Here is a 25303-nt window from a genome sequence, read left to right on the forward strand (position 1 = left end):
TAATAATTTTACACCTTCTACGAATGCGCTCTATAATATTAGAGAGAGAAAACAGAAAATATCGAAATTTCATTGGCATGTAAAATGGATTCATTTGAATAGGAGTGATTGGATGGAAGTGCAAACAGAAACATACCGCGCAGCTATGAATGGAACATTAGAACGTCATTTTTCAGATATGATTGCCGTTATACCAACTAGAATTACAATTGAACAGTTAAAACAGCGGTTAGAGACTATCTCTACTAAAGTTGATGAATTAAAAGTTGTTTACAGTGATGAGACAAGCCTTATTGTTGAATTACATATGGATGAAACAATCATACCGTATGAACTGCATATCGATGAGGCAAATGACCCAGAAGAATATAAAATGTACAATAGACAAGATTCTACAATCGTAGATCGTCATTTTGAAGATGCTGCTTATGGCACTGAAATTTTCACTCGTACGCTATTTACAGGCGATGTGCTGGACTGCTTTTTCCAGCAGTTACAGTTTTTATGGAACCTCGCTCCAGATTTATTATTTGTAATCGATTCAAGTGCCGCAATGAAAGTGATATCTAGAAGCTATATTGAATATCACGTTGAAAATGAATTGTTACCTGACATTCCTGATCTATACGTTATTCATTCGGTTTATGAAGATGGTAAAGACGGTGAGCCTACGCAATATTGGTTTCATACACATGGCCTTTTAAGAGCAGGCGTAACAGAAATAGAATTAATTATTCCAAATCGCATTTCTTCCTACTACGGTATTGGCGATCTTTTTCAAACGTTTGCTAATAACGCCGTTGAAAATGGACAAGTCCCTATGAATGAGCCTATCGTTATCGCGCATAGTCAGCAAGGTTCTATACATACAGTAGCTGTTCCATGGGAAAAAGGATTATCTTATATTGGGCATAAAACGAGTATGGATCAATTATCTTCAATTGAGGATGAAGAAGTGAAACTACAACCAATAGATGCGCAAAACGTATTTCTTGGCGGAATGGATGACCGAGATGAATACCATCAATCTCCATCCGTTCTCTTATTCAAATTAAATACTTCAGAAGAATATATTGAAAGTTTTTTCAAAGAATACGAGGAAGCTACAGGTCTCATGTTCTATAAAACAAATAGTGAAACCGATCGTATGGCTTACAATGCGAAGAATACTTTCGGGTATTTCAGCAACATTTTTCACATTGAACAATCAAATGAAGATTTTCGTTTCCTCGCTAAGTTTGGTGTCTCTTACGAAGAAGGAAAAAGTGAACATATGTGGTTTGAAATGCAAAACATTACGGAAGATTTCATTCAAGGAATACTCATTAACGAACCATATTTTATAAAAGATATGAATGAAGGAAATAGTTATCATTTAGATTTTGATAACTTAACAGAGTGGATTATTTATGCAGGGGATGCCGTTATAAAGCCAAATAACTTATATATGTTTGTTGGCGAATAAGTAACAAAACGCCTTCAATATGATTGAAGGCGTTTCACTTTATTGTGCGATTAATTCTGTATCCATTACTTTCTCAAAATGAGAGAGTACACGCTTTGCCGCTAACTCACCTTGATCAATACAGTCCGGAAGACCAGAACCAGCGTAAGAACTACCTGCCAAATATATACCTGGCAACTCTTTCTCCATAAATGATGTGAGTTTCTTCATTCGCTCGTTATGGCCTACTGTATATTGGGGCATTGCTTCTTTCCAGCGGCTTACGACTGTAAATTCTGGATCCTCTGTAATATCCATCGTCTTTCGTAAGTCTTCTAGTACAAGCCTAACAAGTTCCTCTTCTGTTTGTTCTACAACTGCTTCATCACCAGGGCGTCCAACGTAACACCTAAGAAGCATTTTTCCTTCTGGCGTTGTATGTGGCCACTTTTTATGTGTCCACGTACATGCAGTAATTGTGTAATCGTTATTTCGAGATACGACAAACCCTGTACCATCAATATCACGCTGAATGGCTGATTCTTGGAAAGCCATTGCCACGTTCGCAACTGATGTGGACGGAATATTGCGGAAGAAACGAAACTGCTTGTACTGCGCAAACATAGATGGCAATACTTTATGTGATGTTGCCACTACGACCGCGTCCGCTTCTATTTCTTTTCCGTTACTAAGAGTAATCGTATAACCATCACCAAGTTTTGCAATTTTTTCAATGCGAGTGCCCTTTATTATCGTACCTTCATGCATCTTCATTTCGAGAGATTCTACGATAGATTCTAAACCGTTTTTAACTGTTTGGAAGATTCCTTTTTTCGGTTCAGTTTTCTCTTCTTTCGGTGCAAGTGTACGCATACCGAGTGAAATACTGCGATGTTTCTGCTCGATTTGATACATTTGCGGGAATGTTGACATTAAGCTCATTTCATCAATATCCCCTGCATAAATACCCGATAGTAATGGTTCGATTAAATTTTCAACCACTTCGTTGCCGAGGCGATGTCTGAAAAACTGCCCGAGTGATTGGTCAGATACTGGCTTTGATCTCGGCATTAACAGATCAAAGCCAGCTCTTATTTTACCAATTGGAGAGAGCAGCCCGGAAAATAGAAACGGCGTAATTTGCGTTGGAATTCCCATCATTGATCCGCTCGGCATTTTATGTAACCGATTGTTTACGAGGATAAATGATTGACCGCCCTTATTATTTACAAGTTCATCGCCAAGACCTAATTCTCTCGCTAATCTTGCTGCACTTTCTTTTCGTGCTAAGAAAGAATCCGGTCCGCGTTCAATTGTAAATCCATCTTTTCGAACGGTTTGAATTTTCCCGCCAAGTTTACCCGATGCTTCTATCAGTAATGTATCGATCGGCAAGTTGTTGTCACGAATTTCTTTTTGCAAGTTATACATTGTTGTTAATCCTGTGATGCCACCGCCGATGATTACAACTTTTTCCCTCAAGCAGGCTCCCCCTTTCTTCTTACAATACAGATTCTTTTTTCTTTAATACAACATCTGTTAAGCAATCAATAAATGCGTCCGATGCATTTGGCATTTCTGGACGATAATATTTCGCGCCAATTTCATCTGTTACAACTTTACACTCAAAGTCATTGTCATATAGAACTTCTAAATGTTCCGCAACAAATCCAACTGGTGCGTATACGAATGAAGTATAACCGTACTTTTCATTTAATTCTCTCGTTAAATCTTGTACATCTGGACCAATCCAAGGATCTGGTGTGTTTCCTGCACTTTGCCAACCTACTGCATAGTTTGCTACTTCAGCACCTCTTGCAATATAGTCAGCTGTTTCATTTAATTGATCTGGATATGGATCGCCAAGTGCGATAATTTTTTCTGGTAAGCTATGTGCAGATACGATTAATACTGCTTTTTCACGTTCTGCTTCTGCCATACCGTTATATATACCTTTCACTGCATCAACCCAGTACTGGATGAATTTCGGTTCTTTATACCAGCTATCAATGCCGTGAATTGTTAAGTTTCCAAGTTTCTCTGCTTCTTCTTGTGCTCGTCCTACATACGATTTCACGCTAAATGTAGAATAGTGCGGTGCAAGAACAAGTGCGATTGCATCTTGTATACCGTCGTTATGCATATCTTTCACTGCATCTTCAATGAACGGTTCGATATGTTTTAAGCCGAGATACATATGATACTCTACTTCATCTTGTACTTCATTTAAACGCTTCTCTAACTTTTTAGCTTGCTCTAATGTAATAGTAGCTAAAGGAGAAATACCACCAATTGCACGGTAACGCTCTGTTAAATCTTCTAGCATTTCAGGACTTGGCTTTCTTCCTCTACGAATATGTGTATAGTAACGTTCAATATCTTCTTCTTTATATGGCGTTCCGTATGCCATTACAAGCAAACCAATTTTCTTTTTCATACAGCAATGCTCCTTTACTTCGCTAACTGCCCTTTAGAGTATTCATGAATAAATGTAGTTAAACGTTTTAATGTATCTGGATTTACTTCTGGGAATACACCGTGTCCTAAGTTAAAGATATAACCTGGCTGTTTCATCCCTTGATCTAAAATACCTTTTACATGTTCTTCAATAACAGACCATGGCGCAAGTAAGAATGACGGGTCCATATTGCCTTGTACCGCCTTATGAACACCACGCGTGCGTGCCTCTTCGATCGGTAAGCGCCAATCTAAGCCTACTACATCAAGTGGTAAGTCGTGCCATTCATTTACTAAATGTGCAGCTCCTACGCCGTGCATAATCATTGGAACACCCATCGGGCGAACTTCTGCAAAAATACGCTCCATTGCTGGTTTAATAAATACGCGGTAATCTGCTACATTTACTGTTCCAACCCAAGAATCGAAAATTTGAACTGCTTTTGCTCCTGCGTTAATTTGTGCTTTTAGATATGTAATAACCATATCTGCTAGCTTATCCATTAAAGCGAACCAAGCTTTCGGCTCTGCATACATGAACGCTTTCGTATTATGGTAATTACGAGATGGACCGCCTTCAATCATGTAGCTTGCTAATGTAAATGGAGCTCCTGAAAAACCGATTAACGGTACGTCTAACATTTCTGTCGTTAATAAACGAATCGTATCTAATATGTACGGTACGTCATCTTCTGGATTGATTTCCCCTAGCTTTTCTACGTCTTGTAAAGAACGGATTGGGTTATCAATAACCGGGCCAATACCTGATTTAATTTCTACATCCACACCAATTGCAGGTAGTGGTGACATAATATCTTTATACAGAATTGCTGCGTCTACATTATATTGATCAACTGGCAACTTTGTAACGTAAGCACATAATTCTGGATTATGTGTAATTTCAAATAAAGAATACTTTTCTTTTATCTTTCTATATTCCGGCTGTGAACGACCTGCTTGACGCATATACCATGCTGGTACATAATCAGTACGTTCCCCCCTACATGCTTTTAAAAATGTCTCATTTATATTTCTTACCAAGACCCTTGCTCCCTTCCTTGCCAATGCTTTTGCTCTAAATACGTTCTATTCCGATATTTATCTTTTTTTACTATACAGCTTGTAAAAACAAAATGCATAATATTATGTACGTTGTTCATTAAATTGACACAAACATTCTTAAAAACGCTTACTATTTTCACAACATTCTTATTATAACACAGAGAAAAACTATGGTTTAGCTACTTTTGACTTTTCTCCCTCGCGATTCGTTTGTGTGTTATATGGCACAACGTAAAAACTCGGTTTTGAAAAGATGTTAACGAACTTTTCTTCATATTCCCCGGCACCATTTACAGTTGCTACATGCGTATGGACTCCGTTTTCCACTCTATAAATCCGATACATAATTCTATCATCTGGAAGTGGTGTCCAGCTTAATTTCGCTTTAAATAAACCGAAAGGGCTAAACGCTAATTTCATTTTCACACCTTCAATTTTGCGCAGCCGAATTGGAGCACCGATTGTTTCCACACCTTCTGGTTTCATAAACTGCTCTTTCTGTTCTATATTTGCCTTCGTTAAAATTTTCTTAAACAATTTCGTTGCTGACGCACTTTCTCCTTGCAACTGATGCTCTTTATCCGTACGGTCATAACCAATCCAAACAGCGCCTACTAAATTTGGCGTATAGCCAACGAACCACATATCTCTCGCTCCATTATCGTCATTTGGTAAGGAAGTTGTGCCTGTTTTCCCAGCTAACGCCCCGTTATATACACCGGCTTTCGCTGTCCCTTCCTTCACAACTCCTTCTAACATTTTCGTCATATACCATGCCGTTTGTTTTGAGAAAATTTTCGTTTCTACTTTTGGTGATTCTCCAATAACTGCGCCGTGTCTATTGAATACTTTATCAATCACGTGCGGCTCAATAATAGCGCCATTTGCTAAAAACGCACGATACATTTTCACAAGTTCAAATGTTGAAACACCGTTTTTCAATCCGCCAAGCGCTGTACTTAACCCCGCATCGGCAATATGAACATTGCCTTTCTCTAAATATTGCTTTCCTTCTTCTACCCCTAATTCATTTAATAAAGAAACTGCCGGTACATTTGCTGACTCTAAAATCGCATCGTACATCGTCATTTCTTTCGAATACGCATGGTTGTAATTTCGTGGTTCGTAGCCTTCAAATGAATTTCTTTCATTCGTTAATAAAGAATATGGATTATACTTTTTCGTTTCGAGTGCTGGCGCATAGACAATAAGTGGTTTAAGCACAGAACCTGGCTGTCTTTTTGCGAAAACACGATTAAAACCTCTCGGGACGTACTTTCTTCCGCCAATCGCCGCTTTAATTCCGCCCGTACGATTATCCATTAATAAAAAAGCACCTTGCGCCCCCTCTTCTTTCCCAGGGAAATTCTGTGCATCTTGAAACTGGTTATACGCTACCTTTTGAATCTTTTCATCCATCGGAACGACAAACGTATATCCTCCGCGGAGTACTTCTTGATGAGACAATCCATATAAACGAGCTGCTTCATCTATAACCATATCAATATACGGCATATATGCGAGCTCATTCTCATCTAAGTTTTTATATAGCGCAATCGTCTTCCCTTGATAACGTACACTTTCTTCGGCAGTCAAATAGCCTTGTTTATGCATAAGTGACAATACGAGATCGCGGCGCTCCTTACTTTTCTCTGGAGAGAAATACGGTGAATATCCGTTTGGCGACTTCGGAAGACCTGCAAGCATTGCGCCCTCTTCTACTGTTAAATCTTCTACATTTTTATTAAAATACAACTTTGCTGCCGCTTGAATACCGTAAGCCCCATGGCCAAAATAAATATGATTCATATACATTTCAAGAATTTGTTGTTTCGTATATTTTTGCTCTAATTGAAGGGAAATTGCGACTTCCTTCAATTTCCGCGTAACTGTTTTTTCACGAGTTAAAAAGACATTTTTAGCGAGTTGCTGCGTAATCGTACTACCACCTTCTACCTTTTCTCCAGCTAACGTATCTTTATAAAGAGCACGGAATATAGAAGGATAATCAATTCCTTGATGTTCATAAAAACGAGAATCTTCCACCGCAATAAACGCCTGCTGCACGTATTTCGGAATTTGCTCGACTGGTACGAGGTCTCTATTTTCTACGTATAGTTTCGTAATTTCTTTCCCTTTCTGGTCAACGATACGTGATGAAGAGTGGAAAACGAGCTGCTTTTCATCCATCATATAGCCACCAGCTAGCACAATAAGTTTATAAAGTACAATCGCTAATACGAGCGTTGCTAATCCACCTAATAAAGTCCACTTTACTTTCTTCATACATCGGCCTTCTTTCCAAATGATGGTACATTTATTATTTGAAAAAGAAGTATCTTTATGTATATAATCTTCGAAGTTTTTTACGAGAGTTGATATAATAGAAACAAACATTTAAAGGGGGCATTAAAATGAAGGCTATTATTTCATACGAAACACCTCTAGAACAAGCACATTTCACTGCAAAAAATAATGAAAAAGATATGTTTTATAAAGAAAATACAGAAGAATCAGTAGAAGGCTCACTTAGTTATGACGTACTAGACGCTGTTGGCGAATTTAAAGGACAAACTGGCTACATCGTTTGTAACAACATTTCTGTCACAGACGAAGGTCGCCCAGTATTTGAAAACCGTTTTAAAAACCGCGCAGGCCTTATTGAAAACGAACCAGGATTCCAAGCAATTCGCGTTCTACGCCCATTAAGTAACGATACATATGTCATCTTAACGATGTGGGAAACGGAGCAAAACTTTAAAGACTGGACAGAATCACGTTCATTCGAAAACGCTCACAAAAAACGCCCTGCACAAGCAGAAGGACAGGCTCAGGCTCAAGCGCATCCACATGCGGAACAGCAAAAAAGTATTTTCTCTCGTCCGTCATTTGTGACTACTTTTGATGTGTTAGTTTAAGGGGTTTTGTGCTGTGGTTGCTCCAAGTCTGCGGTACATGAAATTATATCGGCGATTTTTCAGATATATCGACTTATCGACAAATCACGACACAAAAAAGGAAACACCATTACGCACCGGTGTTTCCTTTTTCTTTGTACCAATTATATATGCGAAGCGCTTCTTTTTTTCGCATATGCTTCACTTTATATTTATGCCCCGCTACCGATACGGCAGCTGTACATAGCTCGTCTTTCTTTTGAAAATACGATTGATTGTATCCTACTGCTTGAACATGCCTTCTTCGCATGATTCCTGTATATTTTGCTAGGCCACGGTATACCATGACTAACTGATTGTCTCGTATCATATATCCACCACTTGTATACCTAGCGTATGAGAGTAACGTAAATATGATAAATAGTGGTATTAGCGTGAACAACGCCATATTTTGTTTAAAATATATACTCGCACCGATGATCGGCACTGCGAGTACAGCACTTGTAATCCAGCCCATTATTACGTAACGGCGTAATGCGGCCTTCGGTAAATGAACGATTTTCTCTTCCATTTTATACGGCAATTGTAAATATGTAAGTAACTGCTGGACATCTTTCTTTTTCATAAAAGGATGTAACATCACTTCATGCCCTGCTGCTTCTATACTTTGAATAACTTCCACTTCGACAGAGCAATAACCGAACGGCTGGCGAAGAATTCCTTCTTTCACAGTGATCGCTTGAATGCGGTGTAGTTTTAAAACAAACTCTTTCTTATCAAATAACCCTTGCACGATGCGAATTTCATTTCTGTTTCGCTCAATTTTAAAGTTCGCATATTTTAACGCATAACCAGCTGTCGAAACGACCCACGAAACCGCCATTAAAATCGCAGCCATAACAATTAATTCATATACACCGTTATCCATCACATACGCTTCTACTTTATTGATGAGCCATTTTGGAAGAAATTCATTAAACTCTGTGTAAATGATGACTAACATAGAAAATACTAATCCGAATCTACCAGATGTAATAGAGGCGAATAAAATTTCTTTCGCTGTTAACTGATAAATTGTCTTATTTTCTGCTGTCGCGGGCTCTTCTTCAGTCACAACACTTCTCTCTTTATGTAATAAAGAAATCAGTTCCTTCGCTTCACTTTCTCTAATGCCAGCTAACATCACTTCTGGGTCACTACCGCCGCCAGCTACTTCTATGTTTAACTTCGTCAGTCCAAGCACTTGATAAATGATGTTAGAAGACGTACTAATATTTTGCACACGTTCTTTATTTAAGTAACTTTCCTTCTTAACGAACACACCGTGCTTTATATGTACAATATTATTTTCAACCCAGTACACTTTGAAATACCATTTTATAGCTGAGAAAATTGCCATAATAAATATTATGGCCAAAAGAACGAGATGAAAGAAATACCAAGGTTCTACTTGACCATCTGATTTAAATAGAACAAGAAAAATAAAAGGTAACAAAGTCGCAACTCGAATACCTAATAAAATCGTGATTGGATGTTGCCTCTTATACATCCTCATCACTCACTTTCGCAAGTTCTCCAATTTGTCTTTTCAGCTGCTCTGCTTCTTCTTTCGTTAAGCCTGGAATACTATGAGAAGTTGCTGCTGTTGAAATATGTAATTCTGCTAAATTATACTTTCTCATAATCGGTCCTTGTTCAATCGTTACGTGCTGCACACGCATCATCGGAATGAGTACGCGTTTTACAACGAACATTCCTTTTTGAATCTCAATCTCTTCTTCATTTAATCTGTAACTATAATAGCGTTGACGTAAATTTGGAAACACGAAATAATCAAGCGGGATAAATAGAATAGCGCCTGTTACTAACAAGCCAAACAACCAGCCCCACCAATTAAAATTGATCATAAAAAAGAAATATGCAATTACGACTGCTAGTATAACTGCCGCCCCAATTAAAGCGTGAATTCTCCACACCTTCAGCATATTAGAATGAATCTCCCTTTCTAACGGCTGCATCTCATCACTCCAATTATATGAATTTATTAATTATATATTAGTTGGTATATACATATTTGTAAAATTATCCCGCGTTAACGGGCAGTAAAACTCCCCCAAAATTTCAGCTGGAGCAAAGAAGTTAGGTGGGAGTCGGTCTGCCCCGTAAACGTCCGATTGGTGAGGGCTAATAATCAGTGGGGATGAATCTCCCACTGATTAAAGTTTCACTTTATAGTTTTCTACATCGTATCCATCATTTCTTTAAAATTCCCTTCATTAATCGCATACACATGAAACTGAATGTAATCTATTTCATTCGTATTCGGACGGGCATATGGCAAAATGTTAAATTTAGAAGCTGATCTTCCTAATATATCTACAATCATTAAAGAAACGTCAATATATTCGAAATCTACACGGAATACTACTGCTTCTCCCGTACATTCATAGTCTTTAATCGCATCATAAGATTTATTCGCACTAATTAACGTTATTTTTAATAGTTGGTTCAAATTTTCTGGTTTAAAATTAATCATATACGTAACTCCTTTTTTTAATAAAACACTATGAAAACAGTGTAATCTTATACTTTCATAGCTTTGCACATCAATGATATAAAAAATAAAGCTAGTTTTTTATAAATTTTTTGATATAATTACTTACGGGAAACGGGAAGATATTTATCTTCCCTTGTGTTTTTATTTGCATCTAGTACTTTTGCTAGATGCCTTTTTTTATGCTAAAAAAGGTACCCTCATATACTTTGAGGATACCTTTTCCATCATTTTAGTGCATTTCAATAATTGTACCATCTTCGAATACTTTATATACACCAGTAAATCCTGGTCCACCTGCACCTTCTATTTTATATGTCGTATGCACTCTTATTTGATAATATTTCTTTCCATTCTCTACTTGCGTATTCTCTAGCGTGTAATCATAGTCTTCTTTATATTCATTTTTGATATATTCTTTTGCTTTCTCAAAAGTAAATGCATTTTGATTTTTTCCTGTTTCTACTTTTTGGTTCTTTTCTGCTTCTACCTTTTGATTCTTTTCTGTCTCAGTTTTTTGGTTCTTTTCTGTTGCTACCTTCTGATTTTTTTCTACCTCGGGTTTTTGAGTCTTTTCTGCTACTACCTTTTGATTTTTTTCTGCCTCAGGTTTTTGAGTCTTTTCTGTTGCTACCTTTTGATTCGTTACTGCATTTGTTTTTTGTGCTTTCGCTGCTGCTTCATTCTTTGCAGTTTTTTCTTCTTCATTCATTTTAGTAACTAATCCTACCGCTTTTTTATTATATTCTTCAAGTTTTTTGTTATCTTTTGTTTCTGCAACTAGCTTATTTAAGATTTCTTTCGCTTCTACATAATTTTTCTTACCTATTAACTCTTCACTTTTCGTCAGTTGCTCGCTATACTTCTTATTTTGCTCTAAGATGGCTAGTAATGCTGTGCGTTCTTCCTTTGCTTGTTTTACAAGCGTAGCATTTCCATTCTTCATGTTCTCTACTTTTTCAAATGACTTGATTGATTCTTCTACCTTTGTTTCTTCTTTTAACTTCACTGCTTCTATCATTATTTTCGTTTGTTCTACAAGCATCATTGCATCTGAATCATCTTTTTTCTCACCTAGCGCTTTTTCAAATGATGATAAGGCATTTTTATATTCTTTATTCGTTAACGCGGTCTTTCCTTCATCCATTGCTTTGTCAAAATTCCCATTGCTACATCCAGCTAACATTAAAAACGTAAGTCCAATTACCATTAATAACTTTTTCATTTTTTCTCCTCCTATATATCCCTAAAACAATAAATAACAGCATATGTATAAAAGTCTGTGTAGTAATTAGACTGAAAATAAAGATGTACTTTGTGTGTGGGAAAGGAAGTACATTTCATTTACTATCATTACTTAAAACTCCTAAATAGTTGGTAGGTGGTTTTCTTCTTCTTTTAAAGACAGAAAGGAATTTTAATAATGTGCGTAAAGATCTCACCAGACTCTTTACTACACACACTCTTATACACATAGAAAAACTATTTTTAGGTTGCTATTTTTTAGCTTTACTTTTTCTCTTTTTGTAACATACCGAAAAACAAAAGAAAACAAAACGTAACATAAGTTACGTTTTGTAACTCTTCTGTAACACAAATGTAACATAAGGTTTTAAAACATACAATAGTTTTTTTACATTATTTTCCCCAGTCTATATTTTCAGGCAATAATCAGGTTCCAATCCTTAAAAAGCATACAGGTATCTCTCCTCATTATCATCAAGTTGAAAAATAAATACTCTGAAACAAAAATCCCTTACGCTAAGCAAAGCTAAATAAAAAAGCCAACTTCTTTACATGAAAAGAAATTGACCTTTTATTTTATTCACGTTAATCCCTATGTATTAAACAATTTATTTATTAGTCTCAAAAACTACAAACAACCATTTATGAAACCCGCCTAACGTATCGTAAATCCAAGTTTTTAATGAAATAATCCATTAGCGTTTGAGATTAACCAAAAAGCCTACTAATGAAAATAGACTTTAAATAATGCCGTATAAATTATATTTTTTAGAGTATCAAATTAATAATTTTCCAGTTCATTTTCAGGAGTTTGAATAATAACAGGATTTTTTCCTGGATTAATCCATTTTAAAATATCACTGACATTTTACTTATCAAACTTGCTTCCAACTAGCATCCTTCACATCTTCACTAGTCGGTTTTCTAACTGATTTCACAAAAGCTTCCTCGCAAGCACCAAATGCAATAAAGTTTTTCTGTGCTTGTCTTAACGAGACTTCATTCGCTCCGCCTTCATAGTCAGGATCGTTAAACTGGACCCCATCATCTTCCCAATAACATATATTACAAATTTCATATGTACCTGGTGGTTCTTCTTCTAATGTTTTATATCCACAGCATGGACATGTGTATTTCATTATTTCACTCCATTGTTAACTTGTTTTTTCTCCCATATATTCCGCCCCATAAAGAATGTAACAGCACAAATCATAGTTATTACCATGAAAGTAGTATTAGAATCTTCATATGTAGTTGGAATTCCAACCGTTACGGAAACAATACTAAAAGCTAAAAGTAAATATAATAATAAAGATATAATATAGCTTAGTTTAAAACGTAAAATGATACCTCTAAACAATAGTTCCCCAAGTAGACAGCCACCTAAAATAATTGGCACTCCGAAATACAATGTAAGGACTCCCATTTGCGCAGTAGATTGAATTATCTTTCCAATTATGTTCGGCGAAGTCATCTCATCATTTTTTCCCATCCTATCAAATAAATCAAGTGCCGTTACTGAAATAAAGAAACTTAATATAGAAAATGAATACGGTATTAAAAATTTGCTCACTCTCATTCACCTCGCTTTTCCTTCCCCATATATTATTCATTATTTTTATATAAAAAAATAGCCCATCTTCCGCAAAAGACGAGCCATTCTATTTAATTCTCACTTAATTTCTTCTTATACCAATCCTGCATTCTCTCCGCATCTTCTACTCTCGTATGTTCTAATTTATACTCCGATGATGCGTTAGAGAACTTATACGTACATAGATTTGCACGGCGCTGGAAATATGATTGTGTCTTTTCCATTGATTGGACGTGTCTTCTTCTAACAAGTCCTGTATATTTTCCGACGCTGCGATATACAAGCGTAATTTGCTCCCCGTTTACCTTGTAACCATTTGTTCTAAATGTTGCGTATCCAAGTATAAAGATGAGGATCGCGAGCGGAATTAATGCCCACATGATGAAGTGCTTTTCAAAGTATATACTGATTCCAATAAGCGGGATTGCTAGCATTGCGAAGAATATAAAACTATCAATTAAGTAACGACGCAATGCCGATTTTGGTAATGAAATAATGTTTGTATTCAGTTCGTATGGTAATTGTAAATCCGCGAGTAACTGTTGCACACGTTCTTTTCGAATGATTGGGTGCAGTGTAACTTTCTCTTTTTCATCACCCAGTCCTTTACCTTGAATAACTTCTACTTGCACAGCGCAATAACCGAACATTTGACGGAAAATACCTTCTTTTATCGTAATCCCTTGAATACGGTGTAACTTTAGTACAAGTTCTTTCCTTTCTAGTAACCCTTGGGCAATGCGGACTTCATCATTTCTTCGATTCACTGTGAAATCTCCATGTTTTAACGCATAACCGATTGTCGATATAATCCACGAAAGGACGATCAAAACGGCCACCATGAAAATCCAGCCATATATATCATGTTCCATTACATATGACTTTACGCCATTCTCTATCCATTTCGGAATGTACTCATCTACTTGGTGGTACACGAAAAAGATTAATGAGAATAATAGTCCAAACTGACCAGATGTAACAGAAGCTAATAAAATCTCTTTCCAAGTTAACTTGTATTCTGTCGATTGTTTTTCCTCTGTAACAATTTCTTTTTCTACTGTATGTTCTACTGCTTCGTCTAATGTTTCTTCTGCTTTCACTTCTGGAGTTGGCTCGTTTAGCAATGCAATAAGCTCTGTTGCTTCTTCTGCTGTAATACCAGCTAAGCTAACTTCTGCATCGTCGCCCCCACCAGCTGTTTCGATTTGAATTTTCTTTAAGCCAAGCATTTGATATAACACGTTAGAACTTGTATTAATCGTTTGCACACGTTCTTTATTTAAGTAGCTCTCCTTCTTCACAAAGAGCCCTTGCTTCACATGTAATACGTTATTTTCAACCCAATATGTTGTGTAATACCATTTTTCAAACGCTGAAAAAACGGTGAGTAAACCGAATGCAGCGGGAATTAAATACCAAAACGGGAATTTTCCATTTAAGCTAAACATGAAAATAATGAGTGGTATAAAGTCTGTTATTTTTAATTCTAATAACATCGTGATTGGATGCTGCCTCTTATACATCCTCATCACTCACTTTCGCCAATTCTGCGATTTTTGTTTTCAACATTTCTGCTTCATACATCGTTAAGCCTGGAATGCTGTGAGAAGTTGCCGCTGTTGAAATGTGTAATTGTGCTAAGCCATATTTTCTCATAATCGGCCCTTGTTCAATCGTCACGTGCTGTACACGAATCATCGGTACTAATACACGCTTTACGACGAAAAGACCGTGTTGAATTTCAAGTTCTTCTTCATTTAGTTGATAGCTATAATAACGCTGGCGAAGTTTCGGGAATACGAAGTACTCCAATGGCGCTAGTGCAACCGTTAACCCGATTAACACGTACAAAATCCACGCCCACCAATCAAACTTTATCATGAGGAAAAGGTAAGCTAAAATGACAAGAATACCGATCCCTTCTTCAATTACAGCACGAACTTTCCACACCTTCACCATGTCAGGGTGAATTTCATTTTTCAATGGATCCATGTAACCACTCCAAATCTAGTAATCTAATATATGAATACTCTCAGTCTATATTTTACATAACTTTACAGAAAATTAGTATTTATTCTTCTTTATCTTTCTTCTCAGGAATAAAATATCCGAACCAAAGTAGCCAAATAAACCCTATTAACTTCATCCAACTTCCATCCGCTTGAAAAGCTTCCATCATACCTGGGATTTTATATACACCAATGAATCCAAGAAAACCGAGCCACCAGTTTTTTTGCATTTTCACTTTTATTCCTCCTTCATTACGTTTTTCACATTTCGAATCCAAATCTCTTTATACTTTAACTGGAATCCCATGAGCATGTAATTACTCATATTATCGATCACGAGCGCTAACGTATGAGCATTTTCTTCTGTTGCATGCTGTGACACAACGTCAAGTTCCACACCTTTCTTCAATAAATCGTGGAAACCATTTAAGAAATCTTCTTGTATTTCAAATAAACGTTTCTGATACTTTTCATTTCGCGATGCAGTTACGATAAATTCATTTATAACACGTAATATTCCTTCTTGCCCTTCATACTCAGAGAACATATGTAACCCATCGGCAATTAACTTTTCTGCAAAGTTTTCTTTCGTATATTGTCCTTTATCGAAATAACTCACGAAATGATACCCCGAAAAAATTTCTTCAAATAAAAAATCAACTAACGCTTCTTTAGAAGAAAAATGATAATAAATAGCCGGTTTTGAAATACCTACCTCTTTCGCAATCATAGAAAGGCTCATCTTCTCAATGCCGTGCTCTGCCATAAGTTTAAATGATGCCTCTACAATGTTTTGCGATGTTTGTAAATTCTTTGTCATACTGTACCTCACTTATTTTTACTTACCGGTCGGTAAATAAATTATAAAATGAAACGAAATGATTTGCAAGTTAGTTAACATCACAGAAGGGATTTATTGGTAAATACAGAAAGTATAAAGTAAAAGCAACATATAACAATAAGGAGGACATACATATGGCACTTGGCGGTAAAGGCGGTAGTGGTGGCACTGGCGGCGGTGAAGCTGGACAAGATGGTAAGGGCGTTAGTAGCGGTTATATCGTACTCATTGTGCTCTTTATCATATTAATCGTAGCTGGAGTCAGCTATAGTGGACTTGGTCTTTAACTTTCAGCAGTAAGAAAAGCACTGGTTGTATTAGCGGCCAGTGCTTTCTATTTTCATTATTGATCATCCACAATAATATACGCTGTTCGGATTGGCCCATGTACACCTACGACAAGGTTCATTTCAATATCTGCGCTATTTGATGGACCAGAAACGAAATTTACACAAGCGGGTAGTTTTTCTCCCGCTTCATTTTGATCATGGATTCGTTTTGTAGCTTGAGTTAATCTTGGTACGATCGTACTTTTAGGAACGATTGCAATGTACGACTCCGGAAGAAGGCTAACATGTCTTCCTTTTAATCCGTCATTAAATAGTACAACGGTTCCTGATTCTGCCAGCGTCATATCACTGAACGTAATGCCAAGGTCAGCAGCTTTCGCAAATGCTATGTCCTCTTCTTTCTGATCCGATCCCCACATACGAAAATGTGTTGCACCTTCATTTTTGAAAAGTGGAGTAAGACCATACTCATGAAAACGCTCATCGTTCGCATACATAGCAGATGTAATATTCCATTCTTTTAGTAAGGACCCCAATGTTTCAACAAGATTTCCTTTCGTTGTTCGCTTTACTTCTGTATGAATGACTTCGCAGTGCTCTATTAGTTGTAATACAAGTTTTTCTTGCGCGAGTCCGTCAAAAACAGTCCACTGCGGGGCAAAAGACCATTTCGGTTTTTTCACTGCTTCAGGACGTTTTCTACCAAGCTTTTCTGATAACTGGAGTAAAAATTCTTCACGATTTTGGATGGCCATCATCGTTCTCCTTTACGTGTTTTTCAAACCACTTTCGAAACGGTTGTTTTTTCGGAACTGGGAAATCTCTCGCATCCGTCCACGCTTTTAACGGTCCAATGCCGCGCTCGATTTTATCACCTTTCGCAAGAGGTTTTAATGCATACGGAGCACTCTTCGCAGCAAAAGAAAATAAGCTAGGACTCTTCACTACTTTTTCAAAACCTTTCATCGCCGCGTTCCAAGCTACAGGTGATCGTTTTTCTTCTACAATGCGGCTGCGATGTTTAATTAATAAGTCGTGTAACGGGATTTTCACCGGACATGCTTCTGTACACGCACCACAAAGACTAGATGCATAAGGTAAATCCTTATATTCATCATATCCCCCTAAAAGCGGTGTTAACACAGCTCCAATTGGTCCTGGATAAATAGAGCCATATGCATGTCCGCCAATATGCCTGTATACAGGACACACATTAATACATGCTGCGCAGCGAATACACTGCAGTACACTTTGGAATTCTGTCCCTACAATATCAGAACGGCCATTATCCACAATGACTAAATGAAATTCCTCAGGTCCATCTGTCCCGCCAGGCTCTGTTAATCCTGTAATATAACTTGTTAACTTTTGTCCTACAGAACTTCTGCATAGAAGAGTTACTAACACATCAAGCTCTTCCCATGTCGGCACAATACGCTCCATCCCCATAACGGTAATTAACGTTTTCGGAAGTGTCGTAGTCAGTCTTGCGTTTCCTTCGTTTGCTACGATAGAAATGGACCCGGACTCTGCAACCGCAAAGTTACATCCAGTCACTCCTATATCCGCCGCAAAGAAATCATCACGTAAATAACCTCTTACAAACCTCGCCATTTCCGTAGGGTCAGATGTGCCAGTGTAATTTAGCTTTGTTTTAAATATTTCACAAATGTGTTCTTTATCTTTGTGGAGGCACGGCACAACAATATGTGACGGCGGATCGTGGTCGTTCACTTGTAGAATAAATTCAGCAAGATCTGTTTCTAACACTTCCGCTCCAGCTTCTTCAATCGCTTCATTTAAACTGATTTCTTCCGTTACCATCGATTTTGATTTCACAATTTTTTTCGCGTTTTTCTTTTTTACAATTTCTTTTACATATTCCCTTGCGTCTTCTGCCGTCTTTGCAAAATAAACAAAACCGCCGTTTTTCTCAATATTTTCACTTAGCTCATATAAATAATAATCAAGATTTTCTAATGTATGCTTTCGAATTTCTTCTCCTAAACCTCGCCATTCTTCCCAATTCCCAAGACTCTCAGTCGCTTTTAATTTCTTGCCCCTAAGACCATCTTGCGCTTTCCTAACAGCCTGCCGCATAAATTGATCACCAATGCCGGTTGCAGTACGCTTATGAAAGGGATCGTTCCCAATTCTCATTCCCATCTATATATCCCCCTCTTATTTTCGGTCCTCATTTAATACTTGAGCAATATGTTTTACATCAATTGGATAGCCCTGGCGTGTTAAACGTCCTTTTATATTCATTAAGCAGCTACAATCCATCCCAATTAACACTTCTGCACCGGTTTCCATAATATGCTTTACTTTTTCATCGACCATTTGTTCAGAGATTTCTGGCATCTTCACTGAAAATGTCCCTCCAAATCCGCAGCAATCATAATTGTGCGGCAGCGAAACTACTTCCAGTCCTTTGACACATTTTAATAATTTTTGCGGTGGTTCTTTAATTCCCATCAATCGGCTCATATGACAAGATGTATGAACTGTTGCTTTTTTATGAAGCACCGCACCTAAGTCTTCTTTCCCTAATACTTCAACGAGAAATTGTGTAAATTCATATGTTTTCTTCGCAAGCTCATCCGCTTTTTTCTTCCACTCCATTTCACTCTCAGAAAATAAGATAGCAAACTCGTGAACCATCATCGCGCACGAACCCGATGGTGCCACAACATATTCTGAATGAGCAAAGGTTTCAATCATATGCTTTGCCGCTGTTTTCGTTTCTTTCACGTACCCGCTATTATAGGCCGGCTGTCCGCAGCAAGTTTGGCTTTTAGGAAAATCAACTTCACACCCTAAATCTTCAAGAATTTCGACGACATCACTTCCGACCTCTGGATAAAAAACATCTGCCACACAAGTGATAAATATTGATACTTTCATATTTGCACCCCTAAATACAATAAAGTAACTCCATTTGTATATTATTGGTAAAATGATGAAAAATATGAATAAAAATAACAAAAAGCATCCTACATTACACATGTAGGATGCTTTTTTTTAATTTCTATTCAGCAATCGCATACGATAACAATTCATCGTCACTTCTCCGAGTCTTTGCAGTAATTGATAGTTCGCATATGCGCCGACTGGGGCACCGATTATTGGTACGAGCTGAAGCATTTTTGCTAAATCGATATAGTCTCGGTACTCTGTTTGGAACTTTTCCCAGTCCATATGATTTTCTTCTTCTGTATCCCACGTTTCGATTGCTTTCCATATTTCTTTTCGGTGGTCGTCACTTGAAAAGGCAAGTTGGAAAACGTGAAGAATAAAAAGACGCTCTTCTTTGTTACTCGTATCAAATCCGTACAACGTTGCTGCATCAAATAAAAATTTAATTTTAATGCCGAGTAAAAGCGGAAAGTCAGCAAGACCGAGGAGAATACCGCCAGCTCCCGTCCCTGCTCCTTCTGCCGCTGCTATTTTTTTGTACTCATCCATTTTTTTACGTACTTCGTCGTCTCTTCTTTGCAATGACCAGTGCGTCTCTTTTAATTTCGGCTTTATAAAGTTTGATCCGGCACTAATCGTTTGCACCATCATCCGAATCGTTTCCGTTAATACTTTTTGCACTTTCGCCGGAATAAGCTGTTGTACTTTCGTCTGCACTTTCTTAGAGAACCGTGTCATCATAGAAGAATCTTTCATGAATGTAGCTTTCCACTGCTCCAATTCTTTTATAACCTTCTCTTCGTATGTAATCATAGGTTCATTCCCTTCAATTTAAACGCTCAATACGTTTCGCCCCGTATTGATAAACGAAACCGATACTAAATACTATGCTTACGACTAATAAAATTCCCGTCATCATGAAATCTTTCGTCGCAAAGGCGAATATAACTGTAAATATCACGCTACCGATAATAAGAATTGCATTTAATAAAGTAAGAAAATCTTTCTTCTTCTCTTCTCCCCCCACCGGATACAAATCAAGCCAAATCTTCATGCGGTGATGCTTCCATAAAGTTAAGAGCTGATAACCGATTAAGTATAGGAAAATAAGGCTTACGATAAATCGTCCATATAGAAACGGAATGAAGTAAAGAATAACTCCTCCAAGAGCGAGCAAACGCACATATAAGCCGAAATAGTTACCAGATCGTAAAAACGTTCTCATATATAAGTATAAATATGTACGCTTTTCACCGATCATCGAAAGGATGAAATCAAGCCATTTTCTACGTGCTACTCTTTCTTTTAATGCTGGTACGTCAACGAACATATTCGCGATGCGGTACAGCAGCATCATTTTCTTACCTTCCTCAGAAATTAAATACTCCCAGTTTAGCGGCTTTCCCTTCACCATTTGATGCAGTACTACGAGGTATAACACCATGAGAAGGACGGTTCCGCCAATAAACATAACGGAAGTACGTTCTACAAGGAAGTATACAAATAAGCCGTTTAAAATAAAACGAATGAACCAATCAGCTCTTTGTATATTTTGATCTGTTAAAAATGATTTTTCCCATGCAACGAATAAGTTCCACGCTTTTACAATGACAAACGCGAGTACAATCCATATGTAAGCCGCTCCTGTTTGCTTCATTTGCTGGAAGTATAACGGGGCAAGCGCTGCCGCTACGATTGCGATTATGTATAACTGAATCATAAACGTAAAGAGAAATGCCTTTGTGAAGTAAGGTTTTAACTTTTCTTCAACTGGCAGTAAGTAAACGAGATCCGCTTCTTTTAATAACGTTTGAATGGATCCGGCCGTTAATACGAGACCGAGTAACACTGCCATAACGAGGGCCGCCTGAAACGAAGGCGTTAACGTTTGTAACCATTGCTGGTAATAATACGCCCCTGCGCCGATGATAAATACGAAAATAAATTTCAAATGATCATTAAATACGTATTTACTATATGTACGAACTTCTTTTAGAAAGTGACGAAATCGTTCTTTCCATAATGCTGTGCTATTCATAATCTTCTTCCTTCGTTAATGCAATATAGATATCATCTAGCGTTGCACCTGGCATATTAAACTGTGATTGCAGTTCAGATAATGTTCCCATCGCTCTTACTTCACCTTGATGCAAAATAATGAACGAATCACAATAACGCTCTGCCGTCGCTAAAATATGTGTACTCATTAAAATACCTGCGCCACTCTTTTTCATTTGATCCATCATTTGAAGGAGTGATTGAATCGCTAACGGATCAAGTCCAACGAATGGTTCGTCCACAATGTAAAGAGATGGCTCCACTAAAAACGCACTCATAATCATTACTTTTTGTTTCATCCCTTTTGAGAAATGAGATGGAAACCACTTTAAACGATTTTTCATGCGAAATTCTTGTAATAGTTGTCCTACACGTTCTTCGTATTGTTTTTCATCGACACCGTACGCCATCGCTGTTAACTTCAAATGTTCTTCTAGCGTTAGCTCGTCATATAATACTGGTGTTTCTGGGATGAACGAAAAACTAGAACGGTACGCTGTCATATCATCACGAATTGTTTTCCCATTAATTGTGACAGTTCCTTTTTTCGGTTCCATTAAGCCGATAATATGTTTAATCGTCGTACTTTTACCCGCTCCATTTAAACCGATTAAGCCGACAAGTTCACCTTTATTCACAGAGAACGAAACATCTTTTAGTACAGGTCGTTTCGTATATCCTCCTGTAACATTTTCTACACGCAATAACTCGCTCATACGACACCACTTTCTTCATTAGTATTCATTCTATATTCATCTTACCAAAAATAGCGCTGTACTACATAGTATCGATGCCCTCAAAAAAAATTTAAATTTGTTCGCATATATTTTTACGAAAGCGGACATCATAATTAAGGAAGAAGGAACACATTGAAAAAGCAACCACCAATTGATGAGTACAACAACATAGTGAAGTCATCATGAAATGGGGTGTCCATGTTGGACAAAGAAATTTACACATAACCAGATCATTTGTTTCATTTTAGAAACGGGGTGTCTCCGAAAGAGCATATACTGTTTTAAAAAATAAACAATTTCCCTTTATAAAGATTGCAATTCATTTCACTTGAAAATGGGGTGTCTACGGCAGAAACTTTAGCCGATTTACCGTGCATTTCTTAAATAAATGAGGTGTCTGCGAAACGTAAATTACGATAATGCTTTTTCAATCCCTCTTCAGAAAACAGGAAGCTGAGTCAGCTTCCTGTTTTTCGTGTTTGTTCTCTTATGTAATTATGGTAAAATACGGCTAAGGATATTTGAAAGGATGAGATCAATGAATCATACAGCGGACAATTGTATTTTTTGTAAAATTATTGATGGGCAAATCCCTTGCTCAAAAGTATACGAAGATGAACATGTGCTTGCATTTTTAGATATTAGTCAAGTAACAAAAGGACATACTCTTGTTATTCCAAAAGTTCACAAACAAGACATTTTTGCGTTAACGCCAGAAATCGCATCACACATTTTTTCTGTCGTTCCGAAAATCGCAAATGCGATTAAAGCAGAGTTTAATCCAGTTGGCTTTAACCTACTTAACAATAACGGTGAAAAAGCTGGACAAACTGTGTTCCACTTCCACCTTCATTTAATTCCACGCTACGGTGAAAACGATGGTTTCGGTGCTGTTTGGAAATCACATCAAAATGAATACACAATGGAAAATTTACAAAACATCGCAAGTACAATTGCAAATAGTGTGAAATAGTGACACTATAATAAGAAGTAATACATAACAAGCCACTTTCCTAAAGTGATTACATATTGCACGGCTTGTTTCTCCACTCAAGATGCCGGGGACTGTGCACTGCACACTTTTTTCCCTTGTCTTAAAGATATGCATATGTTTTCACATCATGAATACGAACAAAAAATAAGGAGGTTTCCTTTTATGTCAAAAGCTAAATCCTTTATTACAGGTGTCATTTGCGGCGGAGCAGTTGCTGGACTAGCCGTTCTTTTCTCTACTCCTTCTTCTGGTAAAGCTATGCGCGGCAAGCTAAAAGAAAAAGGAACTGATATTAAAAAGACTTTAGCTGATATTACAGCTGATACAAAATTATTAAAACGTCAAATCGTTGAAACTGCTTCAGAAGGTAAAGAAGTGTTTCAAGAATTAAAAGACGATATGCAAGACACGCTTTCGAACTGGAAGCAAGATATTTCTCAAAACAAGCGCCATATTGAGAAAGAGATTTTGGACATTCAAAAATCAATTGAGAAACTACAAGAAGCTGTTCCGGAAAAAGCGTAAACAAATTCCTGCTTAGTTTTTTGCATATAACAAATATTTTTTATATAAATTGACCTTAACACGGCATATCACACAGATATGCCGTGTTTTTATGCATTTACAATATATGTTATCACTTAACATGTATGGACAACGCATGTATTCACGACTCATAAAACGCTTCCACAGTTATGCATGATTTGTATAGAATGTCATTTTTCCGAAAAATTTTCACAATTCTCACAAAAAGACTTTATTAATTTTTACTTTACTGGCATAATAGATAGTAATGAAAAAGAATGTTAAAGTGGGTGAGTAAATGAAAAGTGGAGAAAAAGATTACTCGGTAAAAGAAGCGATGATTTTCAGCCAACGCATTGCTCAATTATCGAAAGCGCTATGGAAATGTGTAGAGAAAGATTGGCAACAGTGGATTAAACCTTACGATTTAAACATTAATGAGCATCATATTTTATCAATCGCTTATCATTTAAAAGGGGCTTCTATTTCTGAGATTGCTAAGTTTGGAGTTATGCACGTATCAACGGCGTTTAACTTCTCGAAAAAGCTGGAAGAACGCGGCTATCTTGTATTCTCGAAAAAAGAAGATGATAAACGAAATACGTACATTGAGATTACAGACGAAGGGGAAGAATTACTACTTCGCTTAATGGAGGAGTATGATCCTGAAAATAACTCTGTATTTAATGGGGCTCTTGCACTTCGTAATTTTTATGGTAAGTTCCCAGAAAATATCGAACTTATCGCTATCTTGCGTAACATTTACGGACAAGACTTCATCGATATTTTTGAGAAATCATTAGAGAATATTGAGGAGAATTTTACGGAATCCAATCAGAAGTTAGTTAAGAAGTAATCTATTTATTTTTTCGCAATCATGCTTAAGAATTCATTCATAAGCGGGTTAAATAAACCTTGTTTTGCTAGCGCTTCCGCAGTTTCGTGTACTTCGAGCTGATGTGGAAGCGCTTTTTCAAATTGATCTAACAGCGCATCGAACAACAGAAGCCCTTCTGCTTTCTCCACTACATATTGCTCGTTCAGCATTTCACAAAGATTTAGTATACGTTCAATATCTTTTTTGCGAGCTTTTTTCTTTATGATCAAAGAATAAAATGGACACTTTTCTTCATCAATCATTTTAAATAGTAGGTCTACGTAGTATTCAGCTTGTTCTAATCTTCTAACAACGTCCATTTTCTCCCTCACTTTCTAACACAAAGTCTTCTATTTCTGAATTTTATAACACGAACAAAATATCGTATGATACAATATATAAAGTATATGTATTTTAGCCAAAAGGAGGTCTCGCCTCATGACACTTATAACAGTTGTTTTTGTCGCATTCGCACTTCTTGTTATATTTTACACGAATTTTATGACACATACACTGTGTGAACGAAAACAAATAGCTGCGAGCCGCCAACCCGGTGTCTTTCGGGTTATTAATGTATGTATAACAATTTTATTAATTTCTAGTTATATAGAAATTATATTTCATGGAAAGTGAGGAAGGAAGCCCCTTCCTCACTTTTTTCCTCTATAAGCAAATTATACCTACTATAACCAATAAAATAAACAGTACAAGTAATAAAATAAGTTGAGAATTCATCCCCATCCCCTCCTCTTTTCTGTATATGCGGCATGCGCCCAATATGGAACACCTTCAAAATCTGA

General features: G+C 37.0%; 29 protein-coding genes. 7 read left to right on the plus strand and 22 right to left on the minus strand.

Annotated elements, in window-relative coordinates:
• Nucleotides 1–112: 112 nt before the first annotated feature.
• Nucleotides 113–1465 carry a DUF4026 domain-containing protein gene (locus MR115_RS18610; RefSeq protein ID WP_242242263.1) on the plus strand — a complete coding sequence of 451 codons (1353 nt, stop codon included), beginning with the start codon at nt 113–115 and terminating at the stop codon, nt 1463–1465.
• Between the two features lie 39 nt (nt 1466–1504).
• Here MR115_RS18610 and hemY read toward each other — a convergent pair whose 3' ends face one another.
• The 4 genes from hemY to MR115_RS18630 all read right to left on the minus strand — a co-directional run bounded on the left by hemY (nt 1505) and on the right by MR115_RS18630 (nt 7249).
• Nucleotides 1505–2926, minus strand: coding sequence for a protoporphyrinogen oxidase (gene hemY, locus MR115_RS18615; protein ID WP_242242264.1), 1422 nt, complete (start codon nt 2924–2926; stop codon nt 1505–1507).
• A 19-nt stretch (nt 2927–2945) separates the two neighbouring features.
• Complete coding sequence (gene hemH, locus MR115_RS18620; RefSeq protein WP_097863929.1) at nt 2946–3881, minus strand: ferrochelatase; 936 nt, start codon at nt 3879–3881, stop codon at nt 2946–2948.
• A gap of 14 nt (nt 3882–3895) precedes the next feature.
• On the minus strand, nt 3896–4942 hold the full coding sequence (hemE, locus tag MR115_RS18625; RefSeq protein WP_063262004.1) for a uroporphyrinogen decarboxylase: 1047 nt from the start codon (nt 4940–4942) through the stop codon (nt 3896–3898).
• A gap of 189 nt (nt 4943–5131) precedes the next feature.
• Nucleotides 5132–7249: a transglycosylase domain-containing protein gene (locus MR115_RS18630; RefSeq protein WP_242242265.1), complete on the minus strand. Its 2118-nt coding sequence runs from the start codon at nt 7247–7249 to the stop codon at nt 5132–5134.
• Between the two features lie 128 nt (nt 7250–7377).
• Here MR115_RS18630 and hmoB point away from each other — a divergent pair, with 128 nt between their 5' ends.
• Entirely contained in the window at nt 7378–7881 is a 504-nt protein-coding gene (gene hmoB, locus MR115_RS18635; protein WP_242242266.1) for a heme-degrading monooxygenase HmoB, read from the plus strand.
• Between the two features lie 109 nt (nt 7882–7990).
• Here hmoB and MR115_RS18640 read toward each other — a convergent pair whose 3' ends face one another.
• From MR115_RS18640 to MR115_RS18685, 10 genes are all read right to left on the minus strand, one after another.
• On the minus strand, nt 7991–9409 hold the full coding sequence (locus tag MR115_RS18640; protein ID WP_242242267.1) for a PH domain-containing protein: 1419 nt from the start codon (nt 9407–9409) through the stop codon (nt 7991–7993).
• Nucleotides 9402–9878, minus strand: a complete 477-nt coding sequence (locus MR115_RS18645; RefSeq protein ID WP_048554087.1) for a PH domain-containing protein — start codon at nt 9876–9878, stop codon at nt 9402–9404. The genes MR115_RS18640 and MR115_RS18645 overlap by 8 nt, the downstream gene beginning before the upstream one ends.
• A gap of 221 nt (nt 9879–10099) precedes the next feature.
• A complete protein-coding gene (locus tag MR115_RS18650; protein WP_242242268.1) occupies nt 10100–10396 on the minus strand; it encodes a protoporphyrinogen oxidase in 297 nt (98 codons plus the stop codon).
• A 250-nt stretch (nt 10397–10646) separates the two neighbouring features.
• A complete protein-coding gene (locus MR115_RS18655; protein ID WP_242242269.1) occupies nt 10647–11639 on the minus strand; it encodes a hypothetical protein in 993 nt (330 codons plus the stop codon).
• Nucleotides 11640–12534: 895 nt separating this feature from the next.
• Nucleotides 12535–12798 carry a CPCC family cysteine-rich protein gene (locus MR115_RS18660; RefSeq protein WP_242242270.1) on the minus strand — a complete coding sequence of 88 codons (264 nt, stop codon included), beginning with the start codon at nt 12796–12798 and terminating at the stop codon, nt 12535–12537.
• Nucleotides 12798–13232 (minus strand): hypothetical protein, encoded by a 435-nt coding sequence (locus MR115_RS18665; protein WP_242242271.1) that lies wholly within the window; start codon nt 13230–13232, stop codon nt 12798–12800. The genes MR115_RS18660 and MR115_RS18665 overlap by 1 nt, the downstream gene beginning before the upstream one ends.
• Before the next feature lie 92 nt (nt 13233–13324).
• The gene (locus tag MR115_RS18670; RefSeq protein ID WP_242242272.1) at nt 13325–14776 is read right to left on the minus strand and encodes a PH domain-containing protein; all 1452 of its coding nucleotides are present in this window, start codon (nt 14774–14776) and stop codon (nt 13325–13327) included.
• On the minus strand, nt 14769–15245 hold the full coding sequence (locus MR115_RS18675; RefSeq protein WP_229142904.1) for a PH domain-containing protein: 477 nt from the start codon (nt 15243–15245) through the stop codon (nt 14769–14771). The genes MR115_RS18670 and MR115_RS18675 overlap by 8 nt, the downstream gene beginning before the upstream one ends.
• A 79-nt stretch (nt 15246–15324) precedes the next feature.
• Nucleotides 15325–15498 (minus strand): hypothetical protein, encoded by a 174-nt coding sequence (locus MR115_RS18680; protein WP_242242273.1) that lies wholly within the window; start codon nt 15496–15498, stop codon nt 15325–15327.
• Between the two features lie 2 nt (nt 15499–15500).
• On the minus strand, nt 15501–16082 hold the full coding sequence (locus MR115_RS18685; RefSeq protein ID WP_242242274.1) for a TetR/AcrR family transcriptional regulator: 582 nt from the start codon (nt 16080–16082) through the stop codon (nt 15501–15503).
• 155 nt (nt 16083–16237) lie between these two features.
• On the opposite strand from MR115_RS18685, the gene MR115_RS18690 reads away from it, so the two are divergent.
• Nucleotides 16238–16390 (plus strand): sporulation protein YjcZ, encoded by a 153-nt coding sequence (locus MR115_RS18690; protein WP_226545630.1) that lies wholly within the window; start codon nt 16238–16240, stop codon nt 16388–16390.
• 56 nt (nt 16391–16446) lie between these two features.
• On the opposite strand, the gene MR115_RS18695 is transcribed toward MR115_RS18690, so the two are convergent.
• The 6 genes from MR115_RS18695 to ecsA form a co-directional block, all read right to left on the minus strand.
• Nucleotides 16447–17148: a LutC/YkgG family protein gene (locus MR115_RS18695; protein WP_242242275.1), complete on the minus strand. Its 702-nt coding sequence runs from the start codon at nt 17146–17148 to the stop codon at nt 16447–16449.
• Nucleotides 17129–18559 carry a LutB/LldF family L-lactate oxidation iron-sulfur protein gene (locus MR115_RS18700; RefSeq protein WP_242242276.1) on the minus strand — a complete coding sequence of 477 codons (1431 nt, stop codon included), beginning with the start codon at nt 18557–18559 and terminating at the stop codon, nt 17129–17131. The genes MR115_RS18695 and MR115_RS18700 overlap by 20 nt, the downstream gene beginning before the upstream one ends.
• A gap of 15 nt (nt 18560–18574) precedes the next feature.
• Nucleotides 18575–19300, minus strand: a complete 726-nt coding sequence (locus MR115_RS18705) for a (Fe-S)-binding protein (RefSeq protein WP_242242277.1) — start codon at nt 19298–19300, stop codon at nt 18575–18577.
• Between the two features lie 117 nt (nt 19301–19417).
• On the minus strand, nt 19418–20125 hold the full coding sequence (gene ecsC / locus MR115_RS18710) for an ecs operon protein EcsC (protein WP_242242278.1): 708 nt from the start codon (nt 20123–20125) through the stop codon (nt 19418–19420).
• Nucleotides 20126–20138: 13 nt separating this feature from the next.
• On the minus strand, nt 20139–21350 hold the full coding sequence (ecsB, locus tag MR115_RS18715; protein WP_242242279.1) for an ABC transporter permease EcsB: 1212 nt from the start codon (nt 21348–21350) through the stop codon (nt 20139–20141).
• The gene (gene ecsA, locus MR115_RS18720; protein ID WP_001292604.1) at nt 21343–22086 is read right to left on the minus strand and encodes an ABC transporter ATP-binding protein EcsA; all 744 of its coding nucleotides are present in this window, start codon (nt 22084–22086) and stop codon (nt 21343–21345) included. The genes ecsB and ecsA overlap by 8 nt, the downstream gene beginning before the upstream one ends.
• Nucleotides 22087–22645: 559 nt before the next feature.
• On the opposite strand from ecsA, the gene MR115_RS18725 reads away from it, so the two are divergent.
• From MR115_RS18725 to MR115_RS18735, 3 genes are all read left to right on the plus strand, one after another.
• Entirely contained in the window at nt 22646–23080 is a 435-nt protein-coding gene (locus MR115_RS18725) for an HIT family protein (protein ID WP_001016840.1), read from the plus strand.
• Nucleotides 23081–23263: 183 nt separating this feature from the next.
• Complete coding sequence (locus MR115_RS18730; RefSeq protein WP_000030296.1) at nt 23264–23626, plus strand: YtxH domain-containing protein; 363 nt, start codon at nt 23264–23266, stop codon at nt 23624–23626.
• 298 nt (nt 23627–23924) lie between these two features.
• Nucleotides 23925–24482: an HTH-type transcriptional regulator Hpr gene (locus MR115_RS18735; RefSeq protein ID WP_242242280.1), complete on the plus strand. Its 558-nt coding sequence runs from the start codon at nt 23925–23927 to the stop codon at nt 24480–24482.
• A 5-nt stretch (nt 24483–24487) separates the two neighbouring features.
• On the opposite strand, the gene MR115_RS18740 is transcribed toward MR115_RS18735, so the two are convergent.
• On the minus strand, nt 24488–24823 hold the full coding sequence (locus MR115_RS18740; protein ID WP_098884761.1) for a DUF1878 family protein: 336 nt from the start codon (nt 24821–24823) through the stop codon (nt 24488–24490).
• Between the two features lie 118 nt (nt 24824–24941).
• Here MR115_RS18740 and MR115_RS18745 point away from each other — a divergent pair, with 118 nt between their 5' ends.
• Entirely contained in the window at nt 24942–25136 is a 195-nt protein-coding gene (locus MR115_RS18745) for a hypothetical protein (protein WP_000172690.1), read from the plus strand.
• Between the two features lie 30 nt (nt 25137–25166).
• On the opposite strand, the gene MR115_RS30075 is transcribed toward MR115_RS18745, so the two are convergent.
• Nucleotides 25167–25280: a hypothetical protein gene (locus MR115_RS30075; RefSeq protein ID WP_002007073.1), complete on the minus strand. Its 114-nt coding sequence runs from the start codon at nt 25278–25280 to the stop codon at nt 25167–25169.
• Between the last annotated feature and the right edge of the window lie 23 nt (nt 25281–25303).

Source organism: Bacillus cereus group sp. BfR-BA-01309, assembly GCF_022664315.1.
Taxonomy (GTDB): Bacteria; Bacillota; Bacilli; order Bacillales; family Bacillaceae_G; genus Bacillus_A; species Bacillus_A mobilis.